This window comes from Roseateles cavernae, from assembly GCF_040187885.1.
GTDB lineage: Bacteria > Pseudomonadota > Gammaproteobacteria > Burkholderiales > Burkholderiaceae_C > Roseateles_E > Roseateles_E cavernae.
The window spans coordinates 214,040-234,230 of record NZ_JBDPLH010000005.1; the positions used below are offsets into that span (position 1 = coordinate 214,040).

Sequence of the window (20,191 nt, forward strand, 5' to 3'; positions counted from 1 at the left end):
GTTGACGATTATAGTTTTTGCGAAACCCACAGTTCTTCCCATGACGCGCAGCTCCCCCGGATTTCGACTCAGCGCCGCCACCGGCACCCATCGCGGGGACCGCCTCTATCAGCAGGACCAGGTCGAGGTGTTTACCCACGCGCGCCAGACCGGCTGCCTGCTGGCCGTGCTGGCCGACGGCATGGGCGGCAAGAGCGGCGGGCGCAAGGCGGCCGACCAGGTGGTGCTGACCGCCGGCCAGCTGTTCGAGCGCTATGTGCCCGGCGAGGAGCCGCCGGCCGATTTCCTGGCCCAGATGGCGGCCGAAGCCCATCTGATGATCAAGCTGACCGCCATCGCCACCGAGGAGGAGCCGCACAGCACCTTGGCGGCCTTTCTGGTCAGCCCGGACCGGCGCTGCCACTGGGTGCATGCCGGCGACTCGCGGCTCTACCATTTCCGCGGCGCCGAGATGCTCAAGCGCAGCCTGGACCACTCCTTTGTGCAACGCCTGATCGACGAGGGCCAGATCAGCGAGGCCGAGGCCGCCGTGCATCCGCAGTCGAATCTGCTGACCGGCTGCCTGGGCACGGTGCAGGACCCGACGCCCAGCCTGGACATCACCGAGCAGCTGCAGGTTGGCGACAGCCTGCTGGCCTGCAGCGACGGGCTATGGCACTACTTCAGCCCGCGCGAGCTGGGCACCGTGATGCACGGCCTGCCGCCGCGCGAGGCCGCCGAGCTGCTGATCGAGAAGGCGCGTCAGCGCGCCCACGGTGCCGGCGACAACCTGTCGCTGGCCATCGTACGGGTCGAAGCGCTGGCCTGAGTTCCCTGCGGGGCTAGGGCTTGGCCGGCGGCAGCTTGGCGATCTCGTCCGCCGTCGGCTGCGGCAGGCTGGCCGCCGGCTTGCTGGACTGCGCACGCTGCTGCTGACGCTTTTGTGCCGCCGCGCGCCGCGCCTGGGCCTCCTGCTGGCGCTCGGCCGCCTGCTGGCGACGCCGTTCTGCGGCGCGCTCGCCGCGCGCGATCTCGGCCTGCACCGCGCGACCATGGGCCTGCTCATCGACGACGCGATGCGGCTTGGAAGCGGCCGCAGCCGGCTTTGGCAGGTCGGCCAGCAAGGAGCGCTGCATGCGCTTGCCGTCCTCGCTGGCAAAGGCCTGCTGCTTGGCCTGCACCCGCTCGCGCTGGGCCTGGGCGCGCGCCTGGCGCTGCGCGCTGTCCAGCTCCTGCTCACGCGCCAGCAGCGGCTTGAGCGCCGCCGAACGCTCCAGCCGGGCCTGCTGCTCGCAGGCATTGACATTGAAGCGCGGCGCGCAGGCCTGCTGCGCCTTGGCATGTCGGGCCTCGATGTGCCGGCGCTGCTCGGCCAGCGCCTCGCGCTCGCCGGCCGCACCGGCCGACGCGGCGCTCAGCAGCATCAGGCTCAGCAGCAGGGAGGTCTTGGACATGGCATGGTTCCTCAGGTCAGCGAGGTATCCACCTCGCGGCGGGCCAGCGACAAGTATTCCGAGCTTTGCATTTCCTGCAAGCGCGAGATGGTGCGCGGGAATTCATGGGCCAGCGGCCCCTCGGTATACAGCTGCTCGGGCGGCACGGCCGCCGAGATCAGCAGCTTGACGCGCCGGTCATACAGCACATCGACCAGCCAGGTGAAGCGCCGCGCCTCGCTGGCCAGGCGCGGCGGCATCGCCGGCACATTGGAGAGTATCAGCGTGTGGAACTGGGTGGCCAGCTCCAGATAGTCGTTCTGCGAGCGCGGGCCGCCGCACAGGGTCTGGAAATCGAACCAGACCACGCCGCCGGCGCGGCGCCGCGCACGCAGCTCGCGATGCTCGATATGCAGCAGCGGGTCTTCGTCGCGGGCCTCGGCCAGCGACTCGAAGGCCTGGCTCAGCGAGGCGTCGGCCGCCGCATCCAGCGGCGTGTGATAGAGCTCGACATGGTCCAGGCTGCGGCGCCGGTAGTCGGTGCCGGCATCGACATTGATGACCTCGAGCTTGTCCTTGAGCAGCTCGATGGCCGGCAGGATGCGGTCGCGGTGCAGGCCGTTGGGATAGAGACCGTCCGGGTGGAAGTTCGAGGTCGTGACGATGGAGACGCGGTGCTTGAACAGCGAGTCCAGCAGCCGGTGCAGAATCATCGCGTCGGTGACGTCCGAGACATGGAACTCGTCGAAGCAGATCAGCCGGAAACGCTTGGCGATGCGCTTGCCCAGCTCCTCGAGCGGGTCGGCAATGCCTTTGAGGTCCTGCAGCTCGCGGTGCACCTCGCGCATGAACTCGTGGAAGTGCAGCCGGGTCTTGCGCGTCAGCGGCACGGCCTGGAAGAAGCAGTCCATCAGAAAGCTCTTGCCCCGGCCCACGCCGCCGTACATATAGACGCCGCGTGGCAGCGGCGGGCGCACCAGCAGCTTGGTCACCGCATTGCTGCGGCGTGCCTTGTAGTCGGCCCATTCGTCCTGGCAGCGCTGCAGCGAGGCGATCGCGCGCAGCTGCGCCGCGTCGGCCGTGTAGCCACGCTCGGCAAGGGTCTGCTGATAGAGCTCGGTCACAGAAGTCATCGGGAATCCAGCAAGGCAAAGGGGCGACCGAGGCCGCCCCTTTCACTTTGAAACGCCTGCGGCGATCAGAAGTTGAGGGTGCGCTTGTCGACGGCCAGCGCGGCTTCCTTGGTCGCCTCGCTGAGGCTCGGGTGCGCATGGCAGATGCGGGCGATGTCCTCGGCCGAGGCCTTGAACTCCATCGCGACCACGGCTTCCGAGATCAGCTCGGAGGCGAAGGGGCCGATGATGTGCACGCCCAGGATCTCGTCGGTCTTGGCATCGGCCAGGAACTTGACGAAGCCATTGGTATCGCCCAGCGCACGCGCCCGGCCATTGGCCAGGAAGGGGAACTGGCCGGCCTTGTAGGCCACGCCGTCCGCCTTCAGCTGCTGCTCGGTGCGGCCGACCCAGGCGATTTCCGGGCTGGTGTAGATGACCCAGGGAATCGTGTTGAAGTTGACATGACCATGCTGGCCGGCAATGCGCTCGGCCACGGCCACGCCCTCTTCCTCGGCCTTGTGCGCCAGCATCGGGCCGCGCACCACATCGCCGACCGCCCAGACATTGGGCAGGCTGGTCTTGCAGTCGTCGTCGACGATGATGGCACCGCGCTCGTCGAGCTTCAGACCCACGGCTTCGGCGTTCAGGCCGATGGTGTTCGGGACCCGGCCGATCGAGATGATCAGCTTGTCCACTTCCAGGGTCTGAGCCTCGCCCTTGGCGTCGGTGTAGGCGACAGCCACACCCCTCTTGCCCGACTTGACCTCGCCGATCTTGACGCCCAGCTCGATCTTCAGGCCCTGCTTCTTGAACAGCTTGGCGGCTTCCTTGGCGACCGACTCGTCGACCGCGCCGAGGAAGGTCGGCAGACCTTCCAGCACGGTCACTTCGGAGCCGAGGCGGCGCCACACCGAACCCATTTCCAGGCCGATCACGCCGGAGCCGATCACGCCCAGCTTCTTGGGCACCGCGCCGATGCGCAAGGCACCGTCGTTCGACAGGATGTTCTCCTCGTCGAAGGCGGCACCCGGCAGCGCGCGGGCGTTCGAGCCGGTGGCCAGGATCACATGCTTGGCCTGCAGGGTCTCGTCGCCGGCCTTCAGCTCATAGCCGCCGTCCTTGGCTGCGACAAAGGAGCCGCGGCCGTGGAAGAAGCTCACCTTGTTCTTCTTGAACAGGTAGAGGATGCCGTCGTTGTTCTGCTTGACCACCTGGTCCTTGCGGCCCAGCATCTTGGCGATGTCGATCTTGACGTTGTCGGCCGAGATGCCGTGGTCGGCAAAATGGTGGTTGGCATGGTCGAAGTGCTCGCTGGACTGCAGCAAGGCCTTGGACGGAATGCAGCCGACATTGGTGCAGGTGCCGCCGGGAGCGGGGCCGCCCTTGTCGTTCTTCCACTCGTCCACGCAGGCCACGTTGAAGCCCAGCTGGGCCGCGCGGATGGCGGCGATATAGCCGCCGGGGCCGCCGCCGATCACGACGACATCGAATTGCTTAGCGCTCATTGATCTCGTCTCCGGCTTAGATGTCGAACAGCAGGCGGGCCGGATCTTCCAGCGCTTCCTTCATCGTCACCAGGCCCAGCACGGCTTCGCGGCCGTCGATGATGCGGTGGTCGTAGGACATGGCCAGATAGTTGATCGGGCGCACCACCACCTGGCCGTTCTCGACGACGGCGCGGTCCTTGGTCGCGTGCACGCCCAGGATGGCCGACTGCGGCGGGTTGATGATGGGGGTCGACAGCATCGAGCCGAAGGTACCGCCGTTGGAGATCGAGAAGGTGCCGCCGGTCAGCTCTTCGATCGACAGCTTGCCGTCCTTGGCCTTCTGGCCGAAGGACGCGATGGTCTTCTCGATGTCGGCAAAGCTCAGCTGGTCGGCATTGCGGATGATGGGCACGACCAGGCCGCGCGGCGAGCCGACGGCGATGCCGATGTCGAAGAAGCCGTGGTAGACGATGTCGTTGCCGTCGACCGAGGCGTTCAGCACCGGGTACTTCTTCAGCGCGGCCACGGCGGCCTTGACGAAGAAGCTCATGAAGCCCAGCTTGACACCGTGTTCCTTCTCGAACTTCTCCTGGAACTTCTTGCGCATCTCCATCACCGGCGCCATGTTCACCTCGTTGAAGGTGGTCAGGATGGCGTTGGTCGATTGCGATTGCAGCAGACGCTCGGCGACGCGGGCGCGCAGGCGAGTCATCGGAACGCGCTGCTCGGGGCGGTCACCCAGGTTCGGGGCCACCGGCGCGGCCACGGCCGGCAGCGGCTTGGCGACGGCCGGCGCAGCGGCCACGGCGATGGCCGGGGCGGCAGCAGGCTTGGCCGAGGCGGCCAGCGCATCACCCTTGGTGACGCGGCCGTCCTTGCCGGAGCCGGCCACATCGGTGGCGGCCAGGCCCTTCTCGGCCAGGATCTTGGCGGCGGCGGGCATCGCCACATCGCCCTTGTTGCCGCCGGTGGCCGCCGGCGCGGCCGGTGCGGTGGCCACGACGGCCTTGACTTCCAGCGGGCTGACCTGGGCCTGGCCGTCGGTGTCGATGCGGGCGATGACTTCCTCGCTGACCACGCTCTCGCCGTCGTTCTTGACGATCTGGGCCATCACGCCGGCGCTGGGGGCCGGCACTTCCAGCACCACCTTGTCGGTCTCGATCTCGACCAGGATCTCATCGATGGCCACGGCTTCGCCGGGCTTCTTCTTCCAGGAGATCAGCGTGCCTTCGGCGACGGACTCGGACAGCTGGGGAACTTTGACTTCTACGATTGCCATGATGTCTATTGCTTTCTGTTCTTGAAGCGTCGCGCCCCGGCTGGGCACCTGTTGCGGTGGGCCGGGGCGGTCACAAACTTACTTCGTCAGGATGAAGCCCTTGAGCTTGCCGAAGGCCTGATCCAGCAGCGCCTTCTGCTGCTCCTGGTGCAGATGGGCATAACCCACCGCCGGCGAGGCCGAGGCCGGACGACCGGCGTAGCCGAGCTTCTGGCCTTCCACCATGTTCTCGTGGATGTAGTGCTGCACGAAGAACCAGGCGCCCTGGTTCTGCGGCTCGTCCTGGCACCAGACGATGTCGGTGACGTTCGGGTACTTCTTGATCTCGGCCGAGAAGGCCTTGTGCGGGAAGGGATAGAGCTGCTCGACGCGGATGATGGCCACGTCCTTCTTGTCGCCACGCGCCTTGACCAGGTCGTAGTAGACCTTGCCCGAGCAAGCCACGATGCGCTTGACCTTGGCGGCGTCGATCTCGGCGTTCTGCTCGCTGATCACGGTCTTGAACTCACCCTTGGTGAATTCGCTGACCGGCGAGGTGGCGTCCTTGTTACGCAGCAGCGACTTCGGCGTCATGATGATCAGCGGCTTGCGGAACATGCGCAGCTGCTGACGACGCAGCAGGTGGAAGATCTGCGAGGCCGAGGTCGGCTGCACCACCTGCATATTGTTGTCGGCGGCCAGCTGCATGAAACGCTCCAGGCGTGCCGAGCTGTGCTCCGGGCCCTGGCCTTCGTAGCCGTGCGGCAGCATCAGGGTCAGGCCATTGGAGCGGCCCCACTTGACTTCGCCGGAGGCGATGAACTGGTCGATCACGACCTGGGCGCCGTTGACGAAGTCGCCGAACTGGGCTTCCCAGATCGTCAGGGTCACCGGATCGGCGCTGGCATAGCCGTACTCGAAGCCCAGCACCGCCTCTTCGGACAGGATGGAGTCGATCACGACGAAGGGGGCCTGGCCCTCGGCAACGTTTTGCAGCGGGATGTAAGTGCCTTCGTCGAACTTCTCGCGGTTCTGGTCGTGCAGCACCGCGTGGCGGTGCACAAAGGTGCCGCGGCCGCAATCCTCACCGGACAGGCGCACCGGATAGCCGGAGGCCACCAGCGACGCATAGGCCATGTGCTCGCCCATGCCCCAGTCGATATTGATCTCGCCACGGCCCATGGCCGCACGGTCGGCGATCACCTTCTCGACCAGCGGATGCACCTTGAAGTTCGCGGGGATGGTCGTGATCTTCTCGGCCAGGCGCTTGAACTCGGCCACCGGCAGCGCGGTGTCGCAGCTGTCGGTCCACTTCTTGCCCAGGTACGGCGACCAGTCGGTCGCGTACTTGCTCTTGAAGTTGGTCAGCACCGGGTCCACCGTGTGGCGGCCCTCGTCCATCGCGGCGCGGAAGGCCTTGAACATCGCGTCCGGGCCATCGGCACCCAGCACGCCCTGGGCCACCAGACGGTCGCCATAGAGCTTGCGGGTGCCGGGGTGGGCGGCGATCTTCTTGTACATCAGCGGCTGGGTCAGCGCCGGCGTGTCCTGCTCGTTGTGGCCGAGCTTGCGGAAGCAGACGATGTCGACGACCACGTCCTTCTTGAACTGCTGGCGGTACTCCAGCGCCCATTGCGTGCACAGCACGACGGCTTCCGGATCGTCGCCGTTGACGTGCAGCACCGGGGCTTCGATCATCTTGACGACGTCGGAGCAGTACAGCGTCGAGCGGCTGTCGCGCGGGTCGCTGGTCGTGAAGCCGATCTGGTTGTTGATGACGATGTGCACCGTGCCGCCGGTGTAGTAGCCGCGGGTCTGGGCCAGCGCCAGCGTCTCCATCACGACACCCTGGCCGGCAAAGGCGGCGTCGCCGTGCACCAGCACCGGCAGCACCTGCGCGCCGCTGGCATCGCCACGGCGGTCCATGCGGGCCTTGACCGAGCCTTCGACGACCGGGTTGACGATTTCCAGGTGCGAGGGGTTGAAGGCCAGGCTCAGGTGGACCGGGCCGCCGGGGCTGGTCACATCGCTGGAGAAGCCCTGGTGGTACTTGACGTCACCGGCCGGCAGGTCCTCGGGCGCGGTGTGCTCGAACTCGGCGAACAGATCCTTGGGCATCTTGCCCAGGGTGTTGACCAGCACGTTCAGGCGGCCGCGGTGGGCCATGCCGATGACGATTTCCTGCACGCCCATCTCGCCGCCGCGCTGCACCAGCTCGTCCATCGACGCGATGAAGCTTTCGCCGCCTTCCAGCGAGAAACGCTTCTGGCCGACGTACTTGGTGTGGAGATAGCGCTCCAGGCCTTCGGCGGCGGTCAGGCGGCCGAGGATGTGCTGCTTCTTCTCGGCCGAGAAGGCGGGCTTGGCGCGCACCGACTCCAGGCGCTCCTGCCACCAGCGCTTCTCCACCTGGTCGGTGATGTGCATGTACTCCGCGCCGATGGAGCTGCAATAGGTCTCACGCAAGGCCTGCACGATCTCGCGCAGGGTCATGGTCTCGGCCTTGGAGAAATAGGTGTTCGTGGCGCTGAACGAGATGTCCATATCGGACTCGCTCAGGTCATAGAACGCCGGCTCCAACTCGGGAATCTTGGGGCGCTCGGTGCGCTTGAGCGGGTCCAGGTCGGCCCAGCGCGAACCGACATTGCGGTAGGCGGCGATCAGCGACTGCACATGGACCTGCTTGCGGGCCACGGCCAGTTCGGCGCCGGAGGCCTTGTTGCCGAAGGCATTGGCCTTGGCGCGCTGCGCGAAGGATTCGATCACCGGCGCATGGGCCACATCGCGGCCATCGCTGCCATCGGTGGCAGGCACATGCTGCAGGGCGTCGAAATACGCCCGCCAGTTGTCGGGCACGGAGCCCGGGTTGTCGAGGTAGGCCTCGTACATCTCTTCGACGTAGGGCGCATTGCCCCCGAACAGGTACGAATTCGACCTGTATTGCTGCATCATTTCGCTCACCTCTTACCCCGGCTTCCAGGGATTTGGCTGGTAAATAAACCTTCCGCGACACGGCTCGACCGGTTGGCGGATTGCGACCCGCCTTCACTGTTGCCAGAAAAGGGGACGGGAAGGACCTCAAGTCTCAAGGGGCGGACTGTAGCACTCCTGGCTAACCCTAGGAGCCCGGCGGCGCTTTTGCATCGTGAGACTTTCACGCCGGGAGTTTCGGCCATGTGGTCCTCGAACTGAAGTCTCTTTTGGCGCAGTGCCCTCGCTTCATCTTTGTCGGCAAACGTTTGCGAACCTGGCGAGCTTGGCCTAGACTTCAGCTCGCGCGCCACAGCCCCGCGATTGAATGGCTTGGCGTCGGGACACTATCGAGGAGATCCCATGCAAGTCAAAGTCGTCGACTACCGCGCCGCCGACGCGGCCGAGCAGTTCACCCGCTCGCTGCACGAAACCGGCTTCGGCGTGCTCGTCAACCATCCGATCCAGCAGGCCCTGGTCGAGAAGATCTATGCCGACTGGCTGGGCTTCTTCAACGGCGACGAGAAGCACCAGTACGACTTCTCGAAGGAGAAGCAGGACGGCTACTTCTCCACCGAGATCTCGGAGACCGCCAAGGGCTTCACCCAGAAGGACATCAAGGAGTACTTCCACATCTACCCCTGGGGCCGCATTCCGGCGCCGCTCAAGGAAGATGCGATGCAGTACTACAGCCAGGCCAACGGCCTCGCGCAGGAACTGCTGTCCTGGGTCGAGCGCTACACGCCGGCCGAGATCGCCAGGCATTACCGCGAACCGCTGTCCCAGATGATCCAGGACAGCCAGCTGACCCTGCTGCGCGTGCTGCGCTATCCGCCGCTGACCGGCAACGAGCCGGCCGGCTCGCTGCGCGCCGCCCCGCATGGCGATATCAATCTCTTGACCATCCTGCCGGCCGCCAACGAGCCGGGCCTGCAGGTGCAGGGCAAGGACGGCGAATGGTTCGACGTGCCCTGCGACTTCGGCATGCTGATCATCAATATCGGCGACATGCTGCAGGAAGCCTCACAGGGCTATTACCCGTCGACCCAGCACCGCGTCGTCAACCCGACGGGCGACGGCGCCAAGAAGAGCCGGGTCTCGCTGCCGCTGTTCCTGCACCCGCGCGACGAGGTCGTGCTGTCGGACCGCTACACCGCCCACGCCTATCTGGAAGAGCGGCTGCGCGAGCTGGGCGTCAAGAAGTAAGCCGGCCGCACACCACAGCCGACCCCAAGGTCGGCTTTTTGCGACGCGCTGCTCTACAGTGGCCCATGCCCCAGCTCATCCACATCCACCCCGAGGCGCCGCCCAAGCCGGCCTTGGGCGCGACATGCAATGGCTGCGGCGTCTGCTGCCTGGCCGAGCCCTGCCCCGTGGGCGTGCTGGCGAGCCGACGTCGGCACGGCGCCTGCGCGGCCCTGCGCTGGTCGGACGAGGGCGGGCGCTATGTCTGCGGCATGCTGATCGAGCCGCTGACGGCCCTGGGCTGGGCCCGCCCGGGGCCACGCTGGCTGAACCGCCTGATCGGCGCCTGGGCGCGCCGCATGATCGCCGCCGGCAAGGGTTGTGATGCCGATCTGCTGGTGCAGCCAGCGCCGGGCGAACAGCGCCCGCACTGAGACCCGGGCAAGCCACTAGAGCAGCGCACAGACCCAAGGGCTAGGATCAATCTTCCTAACAGTTGTGGAGTGCGCAGACTATGAATCATCAGCTCAAGCTGGCTTCGATTTCGCTGGCCCTGGGCCTGTTGGCCGCGACCTCGGCCCATGCCGTACCGCTGCGTTGGGCAGCGCAAAACGACATCCTGACGACGGACCCGCACTCGCAGAACCATGCGACCACCAATGCGATCCTGATGCACGCCTATGAGGGTCTGACTCGCTACAGCAACAAATACGATGTCGAGCCGGCCCTGGCCACCAAATGGACCTTCATCAGCCCGACCCAGGTGCGCTTCGAGCTGCGCAAGGGTGTCAAGTTCCATGACGGCACGCCCTTCACCGCCGACGACGTGGTGTTCTCCTTCGGCCGCATCAAGCAGCCCCAGGGCACGATGCAGATCTATGTGACCGGCATCAAGGAGGTCAAGAAGATCGACAGCCACACCGTCGATCTGATCCTGGAAGCGCCCAACCCCATCCTGCTGCGCAACATCATCGACTTCCGCATCATGAGCAAGGCCTGGGCGGAGAAGAACAACACCGTCAACACCCAGGACTACAAGGCCAAGGAAGACAACTTCGCCTCACGCAATGTGATGGGTACCGGCGCCTACAAGATCACCGGCTGGCAGCCCGACCAGAAGATCGCGATGGTGCAGAACCCCGACTGGTGGGACAAGGCCCGCGCCAGCAACATTACCGAGGTCAGCTACCTGCCGATCAAGTCGGACCCGACCCGCGTGGCCGCCCTGCTGTCCGGCGACGTCGACCTGCTGACCGACCTGCCGACGCAGGACGTCGCCAAGCTCAAGTCCGACCCCAAGCTCAAGGTCGTCGAAGGCCCCGAGGTGCGCACCATCTTCCTGGCGCTGGACCAGGGCAGTGACGAACTCAAGGGCTCCAATGTCAAGGGCAAGAACCCCTTCAAGGACAAGCGCGTGCGCGAGGCGCTGAACCTGACCGTGGACCGCGAGGCGATCAAGCGCACCATCATGCGCGGCCTGTCGATCCCGGCCGGCATCATGGTGGCGCCGGGCGTCAACGGCAACACGCCGGACATCGACCAGCCGCTCAAGGTCGATGTCGACAAGGCCAAGAAGCTGATGACCGAGGCCGGCTACCCCGAGGGCTTCGAGATCCAGATGAACTGCCCGAACAACCGCTACGTCAACGACGAAGAGGTCTGCCAGGCCGTCGTCGCGATGTGGGCCAAGATCGGCGTCAAGGGCCGCCTGGTGGCCACGCCGATGGCCCAGCACAGCGTGACCTTCCAGAAGTTCGACACCTCGTTGTACATGCTGGGCTGGGGCGTGGCCACCTATGACGCGCAGTACGCGCTGCAGTCGCTGGTGCGCACCAAGACCACCGGTGCCGACGGCAACTTCAACTACTCCAAGGTCAGCGACGCCAAGATCGACCAGCTGGTCGATGCGATGAAGACCGAGGTCGACATCCCCAAGCGCAACGCGATGATCCGGGAGGCCTTGCTGCGCACCCGCGACGAGTACCTGTTCGTGCCCCTGCACCACCAGGTCCGCCCCTGGGCGATGCGCGCCAATGTGACGACCGAGCACCGCTCGGATGACCGTCCGGAAGCGCGCTTCACCAACATCAAGTAAGCCGTGGCCGCCCGGGGCATCTGCCCCGGGCAAGTCAGTAGAGCTGCTCCGTGGATGCCGGGCTAGGATGCCCGCTTTTCAGTATTCCACGGAGGAAGAAGATGCCGAATCGCAAGTTCAAGCTGGCCGCGCTGTGCCTGTCGCTGGGCCTCTCGCTTGGCATGATGGCCGCCAGCGGTGTGCAGGCCGTGCCGCTGCACTGGGCCGCGCAGAACGATGTGCTGACCCTGGATCCGCATTCGCAGAACCATGGCACCACCAGCGCCATCCTGGCCCATGCCTATGAAGGCCTGACCCGCTACAGCAAGACCTACCAGATCGAGCCCGCACTGGCCACCAAGTGGACCCAGATCAGCCCGACCCAGGTGCGCTTCGAGCTGCGCAAGGGTGTCAAGTTCCATGACGGCACCCCCTTCACCGCCGACGACGTGGTGTTCTCGCTGGCCCGCATCAAGCAGCCCCAGGGCACCCTGCAGGCCTTCGTGAACGGCATCGCCGAGATCAAGAAGATCGACAGCCACACAGTGGACTTCATCCTGTCGGCCCCGAACCCCATCCTGCTGCGCAACATCGTCGACTTCCGCATGGTCAGCAAGAGCTGGGCGGAGAAGAACAAGTCGGTCAACCTGCCGGACGTGAAGGTCAAGGAAGAGACCTTCGCGACCCGCAACACCAACGGCACCGGCCCCTACAAGATCACCGGCTGGCAGCCCGACCAGAAGATCAGCATGGTGGCCAACAAGGACTGGTGGGATGCCGCCAACGCCAGCAATGTCGACAGCGTCACCTACTCGCCGATCAAGTCCGACGCCACCCGCGTCGCGGCCCTGCTGTCCGGCGAGGTGGACTTGCTGACCGACCTGCCGACCCAGGACGTGCAGAAGCTGCGCAACGACGCCAAGCTGGCGGTGCTGGAAGGCACCGAGATCCGCACCATCTTCATCGCGATGGACCAGGGCAGCGACGAGATCCGCGGCTCCAACATCAAGGGCAAGAACCCGCTGAAGGACAAGCGCGTGCGCGAGGCCCTGTCGGTGGCGATCGACCGCGAGGCGATCAAGCGCGCCATCATGCGCGGCCTGTCGGTGCCGGCCGGCCTCATGGTCGCCCCGGGCGTCAACGGCAACACACCGGACATCGACACGCCGCTGAAGGTCGATGCCGACAAGGCCAAGAAGCTGCTGGCCGAGGCCGGCTATGCGGACGGCTTCGAGGTGCCGCTGAACTGCCCGAACAACCGCTACGTCAACGACGAGGAGATCTGCCAGGCGGTGGTCTCGATGTGGGCCAGGATAGGCATCAAGGCCAGGCTGCAGACCGAGCCGATGTCGACCTTCAGCCCCAAGATCCAGGGCTTCGAGCACCAGCTCTTCCTGTTCGGCTGGGGCGTGCCGACCTATGACGCGCTCTACACCATCCAGTCCCTGGTGCGCACCAAGACCACCGGTGCCGATGGCAACTGGAACTACTTCCGCATCAGCGACGCCAAGATCGACCAGCTGACCGATGCGATGAAGATCGAGTCCGACGTCAGCAAGCGCAACGGTCTGATCCGCGAGGCCCTGCTGCGCATGCGCGACGAGCATCTGTTCATCCCCATCCACCACCAGATGCGCCCCTGGGCGATGAAGAAGGGCGTCTCGACCGTGCACCGCTCGGACGACCGCCCGGAAGCGCGCTTCACCAACATCAAGTAGGCAGCGCAGCGCCTCAACGCCAAGGGCCACCCGAGGGTGGCCCTTTTCAATGCAGGCGCCGTATCAGGCCAGGGCGAGACGCTCGCGGGCCGCCCGGTACTCGCGCGCCAGACGATCGACCAGCGCTCGTGCTGGCACGATCTCGCGCACCGCACCGATGCCCTGGCCGCTGCCCCAGATGTCCTTCCAGGCCTTCTTCGAGTCGCCGCCGAAGTTCATCGCGCTGGGGTCGCTCTCGGGCAGCTTGTCGGGGTCCATGCCGGCATTGACGATGGAGCCGCGCAGATAGTTGCCGTGCACGCCGGTGAACAGATTGCTGTAGACGATGTCATCGCTGTTGGAGGCGACGATCATCTGCTTGTAGGCCTCGGTGGCGCGCGCCTCCTCGGTCGCGATGAAGGCCGAGCCGATATAGGCGAAGTCCGCGCCCATCGCCTGGGCGGCCAGCACCGCATCGCCGCTGGCGATCGCACCCGACAGCGCGATCGGGCCATCGAACCACTCGCGGATTTCCTGGATCAGCGCAAACGGGCTCTTGACGCCCGCATGGCCGCCGGCCCCGGCCGCCACCGCGATCAGGCCGTCGGCGCCCTTCTCGATCGCCTTCTTCGCGAACTTGTTGTTGATGATGTCGTGCAGCACGACACCACCCCAGGCATGCACGGCGGCATTGACATCCTCGCGCGCGCCCAGCGAGGTGATGATGATGGGCACCTTGTACTTGGCGCACAGCGCCATATCGTGCTCCAAGCGGTCATTGCTCTTGTGCACGATCTGGTTGATCGCAAACGGCGCGGCCGGCTTGTCGGGGTGCGCCTTGTTATAGGCCGCCAGCTCGGTGGTGATCTCGTTGAGCCACTCGTCCAGCAACTCGGCCGGACGGGCATTGAGTGCGGGCATCGAGCCGACGACGCCGGCCTTGCACTGCTCGATCACCAGCTTGGGATTGCTGATGATGAACAGCGGCGAGCCGATGATGGGCAGGGGCAGGTTTTGCAGGGCGGGAGGCAGGGCCACAAAGGTCTCCGTTCGTTGTGTCAGTGGGATCAGAAGGCGTCCAGCGCCAGCGCGGTGACGCTGTCGGCGCCTTCGACGATGGCGTCGCGCAGGCCCGAACTGCGGCTCAGGATGTGCTCGGCATAAAAGCGCGCCGTCGCGATCTTGGCGCTCATGAAGGGGAGCTCCTCGCCGGCGGCGACCTTGTCCTCGGCCACGATCAGCGCGCGCGCCAGCTGCCAGCCGGCCACCAGATTGCCGGCCAGCATCAGATAGGGCACCGAGCCGGCATAGGCCGCGTTCGGATTGCCCTTGCCCTGGGCGGCGATGAAGTCCACCACATCGAGATAGGCCTGGCGGGCCGCGCCCAGGCGCTTGGCCACGGCCTTGGATGCCGCGCTGCTGCGCTGCTTCAGCAGTCCTTCGGTGGCCTCGATCTGGCCGGCAATGGCGCGGGCGAGCTGTCCACCGTCGCGCGTGGTCTTGCGGCCGACCAGGTCATTGGCCTGGATCGCGGTCGTGCCTTCGTAAATCGTCAGGATCTTGGCGTCGCGGTAGTGCTGGGCCGCACCGGTCTCCTCGATGAAGCCCATGCCGCCATGCACCTGCACGCCGAGGTCGGTGACCTCCAGGCTCATCTCGGTGCTGTAGCCCTTGACCAGCGGCACCATGAATTCGTAGAAGGCCTGGTTCTGCTTGCGCGTGTCGGCGTCGGGATGGTGGTGGGCCGCGTCATAGGCTGCGGCTGCCACGCTGGACATCGCACGGCAGCCCTCGGTCAGCGCGCGCATCGTCATCAGCATGCGGCGCACATCGGGGTGATGGATGATGGCGGCGCTGCCGGCCACCGAGCCGTCGACCGGTCGCGACTGGACGCGGTCGCGCGCGTAGCCGACCGCCTTCTGATAGGCCCGCTCGGCCACCGCGATGCCCTGCACGCCGACGCCGAAGCGGGCGGCGTTCATCATGATGAACATGTACTCGAGGCCGCGGTTCTCCTGGCCGACCAGGGTGCCGATCGCGCCGCCATGGTCGCCGAACTGCAGCACCGCCGTCGGGCTGGCCTTGATGCCCATCTTGTGCTCGATCGAGACGCAGTGCGCGTCATTGCGCGCACCCAGCGAGCCGTCGGCATTGACCAGGAACTTGGGCACGATGAAGAGGCTGATGCCCTTGACGCCCTCGGGCGCTCCGACCACGCGGGCCAGCACCAGATGGACGATGTTCTCGGCCATATCGTGCTCGCCATAGGTGATGAAGATCTTGGTGCCGAAGATCTTGTAGCTGCCATCGGGCTGCGGTTCGGCGCGGGTGCGCACCTGGGCAAGATCTGACCCCGCCTGCGGCTCGGTCAGATTCATCGTGCCGGTCCACTTGCCGGCCACCAGATTGGGCAAGTAGATGGCCTTCTGCTCATCGCTGCCCGCCGTCAGCAGGGCCTCGATGGCGCCATCGCTGAGCAGCGGACACAAGGCGAAGCTGACATTGGCGCTGTTGATCATTTCGCCGCAGGCCGCGCCTATGGTCTTGGGCAGGCCCTGGCCGCCGAATTCGGTCGGGTGCTGCAAGCCCTGCCAGCCGCCGTCGGCGAACTGGCGGAAGGCCTCCTTGAAACCCGGGGTCGTGAAGACCTGACCGTCCTTGAAGTAGGAGGGGTTCTTGTCGCCCTCGAAGTTCAGCGGCGCGATCACATCCTCATTGAGCTTGGCACATTCCTCCAGCACGGCCTGGGCCGTATCGATGCCGAAGTCGGCAAAGGCCGGGATCTCGGTCAGCGCCTGCAGGCCGGCAAGCTCCTGCATATTGAACAGCATGTCTTTGACGGGGGCACGGTAGCTCATGGTGTCTTCTCTCCAGATACAACAAGGGCGCCGCGACCAGACAGTCGGGCGCCCTTCATCGGTTTCGAGCGGGCGCTCAGAGGGCGTTGATCAGCTCGGGCACGGCGGTGAACAGATCGGCTTCCAGGCCGTAGTCGGCCACCGAGAAGATCGGCGCTTCCGGATCCTTGTTGATCGCGACGATCACCTTGGAGTCCTTCATGCCGGCCAGGTGCTGGATCGCGCCGGAGATGCCGGCGGCGATATAGAGCTGGGGCGCCACGATCTTGCCGGTCTGGCCGACCTGCCAGTCATTGGGCGCGTAGCCGGCATCCACGGCGGCGCGCGAGGCGCCCAGCGCTGCGCCGAGCTTGTCGGCCAGCGGGGTCAGCACTTCGTTGAACTTGTCGCTGCTGCCCAGGGCGCGGCCACCGGAGACGATGATCTTGGCGGCGGTCAGCTCGGGGCGGTCGCTCTTGGTCACTTCACGGCCGGCGAAGCTGCTCTTGCCGGAATCGGCGGGGGCGGCCAGCGTTTCGACGGCGGCCGAACCGCCCGCGGCGGCGGCGTCAAAGCCGGTCGTGCGCACGGTCAGCACCTTGGTGGCGTCGCTCGACTGCACGGTGGCGATCGCGTTGCCGGCGTAGATCGGGCGCTCGAAGGTGTCGGCGCTGATGACCTTGGTGACATCGCTCAGCTGGGCCACGTCCAGCAGGGCCGCGACGCGCGGCGCGACGTTCTTGCCCGAGGCGGTGGCCGGGAACAGGATGTGGCTGTAGCCACCGGCGATGGCGACCACTTGCGCGGCCAGGTTCTCGGCCAGGCCATCGGCCAGCTGGGCAGCGTCGGCGTGCAGCACCTTGCTGACGCCGGCGATCTGCGCGGCGGCAGCGGCAGCGGCGGCGGCATTGGAGCCGGCCACCAGCACATGGACATCACCACCGCAGGCGGCGGCAGCGGTGACGGTGTTCAGCGTCGCGCCCTTGATGGAGGCGTTGTCGTGTTCAGCAATTACCAGAGCAGTCATCTCAGATCACCTTCGCTTCATTCTTCAACTTGTTCACCAGCGTGGCCACATCCGGCACCTTGATGCCGGCGCTGCGCTTGGGCGGCTCCTCGACCTTGAGAGTCTTGATGCGCGGCGCCACGTCCACGCCCAGATCGGCCGGCTTGACCATGTCGAGCTGCTTCTTCTTGGCCTTCATGATGTTGGGCAGGGTCACGTAGCGCGGCTCGTTCAGGCGCAGATCGGTCGTGATCACCGCCGGCAGGTTCAGCTTGACGGTTTCCAGGCCGCCGTCGACCTCGCGGGTCACGGAGACCTTGCCGTCGGCGACTTCGACCTTGGAGGCGAAGGTGCCCTGCGGCAGGCCAGCCAGCGCGGCCAGCATCTGGCCGGTCTGGTTGCAATCGTCGTCGATGGCCTGCTTGCCGAGGATCACCAGCTGCGGCTGTTCCTTGTCGACCAGGGCCTTGAGGATCTTGGCCACGGCCAGCGGCTGCAACTCGGCGTCGGTCTCGACCAGGATGGCGCGGTCGGCGCCGATGGCCATCGCGGTGCGCAGGGTTTCCTGGCACTGGGTCACGCCGCAGGAGACGGCGATCACCTCGGTAACCACGCCTTTTTCCTTCAGGCGCACGGCCTCTTCGACGGCAATCTCGTCAAAGGGGTTCATGGACATCTTCACATTGGCGATGTCCACACCGGTGCCGTCGCTCTTGACGCGCACCTTGACGTTGTAATCGACCACTCGTTTGACAGGAACCAAGACCTTCATCGAAGTACTCCAAGGCTAATTGACGTTAACGTTAATCGGATTCTACGGGCCAGCCCCGGCAACGCTGAGTCATCCAGGCGTCAAATGTCCGAAAAAATAGCACGACCGTTCTATTCTAGCGACGTCTTGGGCGCGAGGGGTCCGACAAACTAGACTGCGCAACCTGATGACAAGCACCTCCAGCCTCACTTCCCCCTGCCTGGGCGTTTTCGATTCCGGCGTCGGCGGCCTGACCGTGCTGCGCGAATTGCGCGAGGCCCTGCCGGGCGCGCCGCTGCACTATCTGGCCGATACCGCTTATGCACCCTATGGCGAGAAAAGCAGCGACTTCATCGCCGCCCGCAGCCTGGTGATCGGCGAGTACCTGCTGAACCGAGGCGCGGTGATGCTGGTCGTCGCCTGCAATACGGCCACCGCCCACGCGGTCAACGCCTTGCGCGAGCGCTGGCCCGAGCTGCCCATCATCGGCATCGAACCCGGCATCAAGCCGGCCGTGGCGGCCAGCCGCAATGGCCGCATCGGCGTGCTGGCCACACCCGCCACCATCACCAGTGCGCGCTACCAAACCTTGATTGAGGCCCATGCCCGAGGCGTCCAAGTCTTCAGCCAGCCTTGCCCCGGACTGGCCGACCTGATCGAGACCGGTGAATTGGGCAGTCCGGCCCTGCGGGACCTGATCGAGCGCTGCTGCGCACCGCTGCGCGAGGCCGGTGTCGACACCGTGCTGATGGGCTGCACCCACTACCCGCTGGTCCAGCCCCTGTTCCAGCAAGCACTGGGCCCAGAGGTCCAGTTGCTGAAGATCGAGGCGGCCGTTGCCAAGCAGGCCCAGCGCTATTGGGCCGGTGATGGCCAACCGAGCCTGATCCTGGAAAGCACCGGCGACCCCGCCGTACTCAAGCGCCTAGCCTGTAGCGCGCTGGGCGGGACCGCGCCATCAACGCGCCAGGTCCATATCTAGGCGCGCGCGGCCGCCGTGCCGCGCTGCACATTGACACCGGCCAACACCCACCAGCCCAGCAGGAAGAAGACGCCGGTGCTGAGGATGGCCAGGCGGTGATTGCCGGCCGTCAACCAGGTCACCAGGCCATAAGTCAGCGGCCCGACGACGGCCGCCAGCCGGGTCGCAAAAGCCCACAGGCCGAAGAACTCGGCCAGGCTGGCCGGCGGCGCCAGCGCACCGACCATCGCTCGGCCGCAGGACTGGCTCGAGCCCATGCACAGGCCCGCCAACACGGCAGCCACCCAGAACAACGCCGGACCTTGGGCGACAAAGGCCAGCAGGATCATCGCCACCCAGCCCAGCAGGGTGAACTTCAAGGCCCGGCTGTGGCCGACACGATCCTCGAAATAGCCGAAAACAAAGGCCCCGACCGCCGACGCGATATTGACCAGGAACACCAAAGCCATGGTCTCGGCCTGCTTGAAGCCCAGGGTCTGCTCGGCATAGACCGCTGCCAAGGCGATCACCACGGCAATGCCCGCCTGATAGCTGACACCACAGGCCAGAAAGCGCATGAAATCGGGGTAGCGACGCGCCCGCTGCCAGGATGCCTTCAGGCGACTCAGCGCCGATTGCGTCGCTGACTGCTGCGGCTGGGCCCGTTCGCGCAGCAGCAGAAAGGTCGGCAGCGCGGCCAGCGCGTAGACACCGGCCGTGATGTACATGGTCACCGGCACGAACTCGCTGGCGCTCAGCCCCGCCGCCTGCGCATGCAGCACATAGGCCAGGCTCAGGCCCAGCGCGAGCATGCCGCCGAAGTAGCCGAAGGCCCAACCCCAGCCGGACACCCGCCCCAGCGAATCGCGCCGCGCCAGTTCGGGCAGGAAGGCGCCGATCAAAGCCTCGCCGCAGGCATAGCAGGTATTGGAGACGACGACCGCCAGCGCGGCCCAGGCCAGCTGCCCTTGGCCGGCCAAGCCCAGCCCTATCGTCGAGATGACGCAGCCGGCCGTCATCAGCATCAGCAGCCGCTTCTTGGCCGCGCGCGCATCGGCATATGCCCCCAACGCCGGCATGATCAGCATCACCAGAAAGCTGGACAGCGCGATCAGCGCGGTCCACAGCAGGGTAGCCGAAGCGCTGGACTGCGCGATGACGCCGACGAAGTAGGCGTTGTAGACGGCCGTCAGCACCACCGTGGTGTAGCCCGAGTTGGCGAAGTCATACATCGACCAGCCGAACACCTCACGTTTCTTGACGCCCGGATTCAGCAACTCTTGCGCAAACAGTCCCACAGCCACCCCTCGTTGGTCTTTATGGCCCTCGAAGGGCATGGTGCCCAGGACGGGAATCGAACCCGTACGACCGCAAGGTCGGCGGATTTTAAGTCCGCTGCGTCTACCAATTTCACCACCCGGGCGTGGGCTGCATTATC

General features: G+C 65.8%; 16 protein-coding genes and 1 tRNA gene. 6 read left to right on the forward strand and 11 right to left on the reverse strand.

Annotated features, from left to right (window positions below):
* Positions 1 to 40 precede the first annotated feature (40 nt).
* A complete protein-coding gene (locus tag ABGI63_RS16000; protein ID WP_349743345.1) occupies positions 41 to 808 on the forward strand; it encodes a PP2C family protein-serine/threonine phosphatase in 768 nt (255 codons plus the stop codon).
* 13 nt (positions 809 to 821) lie between these two features.
* Here ABGI63_RS16000 and ABGI63_RS16005 read toward each other — a convergent pair whose 3' ends face one another.
* The 5 genes from ABGI63_RS16005 to ABGI63_RS16025 all read right to left on the reverse strand — a co-directional run bounded on the left by ABGI63_RS16005 (position 822) and on the right by ABGI63_RS16025 (position 8,224).
* Positions 822 to 1,433 carry a hypothetical protein gene (locus tag ABGI63_RS16005; RefSeq protein WP_349743346.1) on the reverse strand — a complete coding sequence of 204 codons (612 nt, stop codon included), beginning with the start codon at positions 1,431 to 1,433 and terminating at the stop codon, positions 822 to 824.
* Positions 1,434 to 1,444: 11 nt separating this feature from the next.
* Positions 1,445 to 2,545, reverse strand: coding sequence for a cell division protein ZapE (gene zapE / locus ABGI63_RS16010; protein WP_269840573.1), 1,101 nt, complete (start codon positions 2,543 to 2,545; stop codon positions 1,445 to 1,447).
* A 65-nt stretch (positions 2,546 to 2,610) separates the two neighbouring features.
* Entirely contained in the window at positions 2,611 to 4,032 is a 1,422-nt protein-coding gene (lpdA, locus tag ABGI63_RS16015; RefSeq protein ID WP_349743347.1) for a dihydrolipoyl dehydrogenase, read from the reverse strand.
* 16 nt (positions 4,033 to 4,048) lie between these two features.
* Positions 4,049 to 5,293: a 2-oxoglutarate dehydrogenase complex dihydrolipoyllysine-residue succinyltransferase gene (gene odhB / locus ABGI63_RS16020; protein ID WP_349743348.1), complete on the reverse strand. Its 1,245-nt coding sequence runs from the start codon at positions 5,291 to 5,293 to the stop codon at positions 4,049 to 4,051.
* A gap of 78 nt (positions 5,294 to 5,371) precedes the next feature.
* On the reverse strand, positions 5,372 to 8,224 hold the full coding sequence (locus ABGI63_RS16025; protein ID WP_349743349.1) for a 2-oxoglutarate dehydrogenase E1 component: 2,853 nt from the start codon (positions 8,222 to 8,224) through the stop codon (positions 5,372 to 5,374).
* 381 nt (positions 8,225 to 8,605) lie between these two features.
* Between ABGI63_RS16025 and ABGI63_RS16030 the strand changes: the two genes are divergently transcribed.
* The 4 genes from ABGI63_RS16030 to ABGI63_RS16045 all read left to right on the forward strand — a co-directional run bounded on the left by ABGI63_RS16030 (position 8,606) and on the right by ABGI63_RS16045 (position 13,219).
* On the forward strand, positions 8,606 to 9,448 hold the full coding sequence (locus tag ABGI63_RS16030) for an isopenicillin N synthase family dioxygenase (RefSeq protein WP_349743350.1): 843 nt from the start codon (positions 8,606 to 8,608) through the stop codon (positions 9,446 to 9,448).
* A gap of 65 nt (positions 9,449 to 9,513) precedes the next feature.
* Entirely contained in the window at positions 9,514 to 9,861 is a 348-nt protein-coding gene (locus ABGI63_RS16035) for a hypothetical protein (RefSeq protein WP_349743351.1), read from the forward strand.
* A gap of 80 nt (positions 9,862 to 9,941) precedes the next feature.
* Positions 9,942 to 11,522 (forward strand): ABC transporter substrate-binding protein, encoded by a 1,581-nt coding sequence (locus ABGI63_RS16040; protein WP_349743352.1) that lies wholly within the window; start codon positions 9,942 to 9,944, stop codon positions 11,520 to 11,522.
* 101 nt (positions 11,523 to 11,623) lie between these two features.
* Complete coding sequence (locus ABGI63_RS16045; protein ID WP_349743353.1) at positions 11,624 to 13,219, forward strand: ABC transporter substrate-binding protein; 1,596 nt, start codon at positions 11,624 to 11,626, stop codon at positions 13,217 to 13,219.
* A gap of 63 nt (positions 13,220 to 13,282) precedes the next feature.
* Here the strand turns inward: ABGI63_RS16045 and ABGI63_RS16050 are convergent, their stop codons facing one another.
* The 4 genes from ABGI63_RS16050 to ABGI63_RS16065 form a co-directional block, all read right to left on the reverse strand.
* Complete coding sequence (locus tag ABGI63_RS16050; RefSeq protein ID WP_349743354.1) at positions 13,283 to 14,236, reverse strand: NAD(P)H-dependent flavin oxidoreductase; 954 nt, start codon at positions 14,234 to 14,236, stop codon at positions 13,283 to 13,285.
* A 29-nt stretch (positions 14,237 to 14,265) separates the two neighbouring features.
* Positions 14,266 to 16,056 (reverse strand): acyl-CoA dehydrogenase, encoded by a 1,791-nt coding sequence (locus tag ABGI63_RS16055; protein ID WP_349743355.1) that lies wholly within the window; start codon positions 16,054 to 16,056, stop codon positions 14,266 to 14,268.
* 76 nt (positions 16,057 to 16,132) lie between these two features.
* Positions 16,133 to 17,062, reverse strand: a complete 930-nt coding sequence (locus ABGI63_RS16060) for an electron transfer flavoprotein subunit alpha/FixB family protein (protein ID WP_349743356.1) — start codon at positions 17,060 to 17,062, stop codon at positions 16,133 to 16,135.
* A gap of 1 nt (position 17,063) precedes the next feature.
* Entirely contained in the window at positions 17,064 to 17,813 is a 750-nt protein-coding gene (locus ABGI63_RS16065; RefSeq protein WP_349743357.1) for an electron transfer flavoprotein subunit beta/FixA family protein, read from the reverse strand.
* Positions 17,814 to 17,979: 166 nt separating this feature from the next.
* Here ABGI63_RS16065 and murI point away from each other — a divergent pair, with 166 nt between their 5' ends.
* Positions 17,980 to 18,774, forward strand: a complete 795-nt coding sequence (murI, locus tag ABGI63_RS16070) for a glutamate racemase (protein ID WP_349743358.1) — start codon at positions 17,980 to 17,982, stop codon at positions 18,772 to 18,774.
* Here the strand turns inward: murI and ABGI63_RS16075 are convergent.
* Positions 18,771 to 20,090: an MFS transporter gene (locus ABGI63_RS16075; RefSeq protein ID WP_432767429.1), complete on the reverse strand. Its 1,320-nt coding sequence runs from the start codon at positions 20,088 to 20,090 to the stop codon at positions 18,771 to 18,773. The genes murI and ABGI63_RS16075 overlap by 4 nt on opposite strands.
* Positions 20,090 to 20,176 (reverse strand) — tRNA-Leu (locus ABGI63_RS16080). Before ABGI63_RS16080 ends, ABGI63_RS16075 begins: the two co-directional genes overlap by 1 nt.
* Positions 20,177 to 20,191: the final 15 nt, after the last annotated feature.

Bases quoted from the DNA above. Each gene is read 5' to 3' on its own strand.
- ABGI63_RS16000 (WP_349743345.1), top strand. From the start codon at position 41: ATGACGCGCAGCTCCCCCGGATTTCGACTCAGCGCCGCCACCGGCACC.
- ABGI63_RS16005 (WP_349743346.1), bottom strand. From the start codon at position 1,433: ATGTCCAAGACCTCCCTGCTGCTGAGCCTGATGCTGCTGAGCGCCGCG.
- zapE (WP_269840573.1), bottom strand. From the start codon at position 2,545: ATGACTTCTGTGACCGAGCTCTATCAGCAGACCCTTGCCGAGCGTGGC.
- lpdA (WP_349743347.1), bottom strand. From the start codon at position 4,032: ATGAGCGCTAAGCAATTCGATGTCGTCGTGATCGGCGGCGGCCCCGGC.
- odhB (WP_349743348.1), bottom strand. From the start codon at position 5,293: ATGGCAATCGTAGAAGTCAAAGTTCCCCAGCTGTCCGAGTCCGTCGCC.
- ABGI63_RS16025 (WP_349743349.1), bottom strand. From the start codon at position 8,224: ATGATGCAGCAATACAGGTCGAATTCGTACCTGTTCGGGGGCAATGCG.
- ABGI63_RS16030 (WP_349743350.1), top strand. From the start codon at position 8,606: ATGCAAGTCAAAGTCGTCGACTACCGCGCCGCCGACGCGGCCGAGCAG.
- ABGI63_RS16035 (WP_349743351.1), top strand. From the start codon at position 9,514: ATGCCCCAGCTCATCCACATCCACCCCGAGGCGCCGCCCAAGCCGGCC.
- ABGI63_RS16040 (WP_349743352.1), top strand. From the start codon at position 9,942: ATGAATCATCAGCTCAAGCTGGCTTCGATTTCGCTGGCCCTGGGCCTG.
- ABGI63_RS16045 (WP_349743353.1), top strand. From the start codon at position 11,624: ATGCCGAATCGCAAGTTCAAGCTGGCCGCGCTGTGCCTGTCGCTGGGC.
- ABGI63_RS16055 (WP_349743355.1), bottom strand. From the start codon at position 16,056: ATGAGCTACCGTGCCCCCGTCAAAGACATGCTGTTCAATATGCAGGAG.
- ABGI63_RS16060 (WP_349743356.1), bottom strand. From the start codon at position 17,062: ATGACTGCTCTGGTAATTGCTGAACACGACAACGCCTCCATCAAGGGC.
- ABGI63_RS16065 (WP_349743357.1), bottom strand. From the start codon at position 17,813: ATGAAGGTCTTGGTTCCTGTCAAACGAGTGGTCGATTACAACGTCAAG.
- murI (WP_349743358.1), top strand. From the start codon at position 17,980: ATGACAAGCACCTCCAGCCTCACTTCCCCCTGCCTGGGCGTTTTCGAT.
- ABGI63_RS16075 (WP_432767429.1), bottom strand. From the start codon at position 20,090: ATGCCCTTCGAGGGCCATAAAGACCAACGAGGGGTGGCTGTGGGACTG.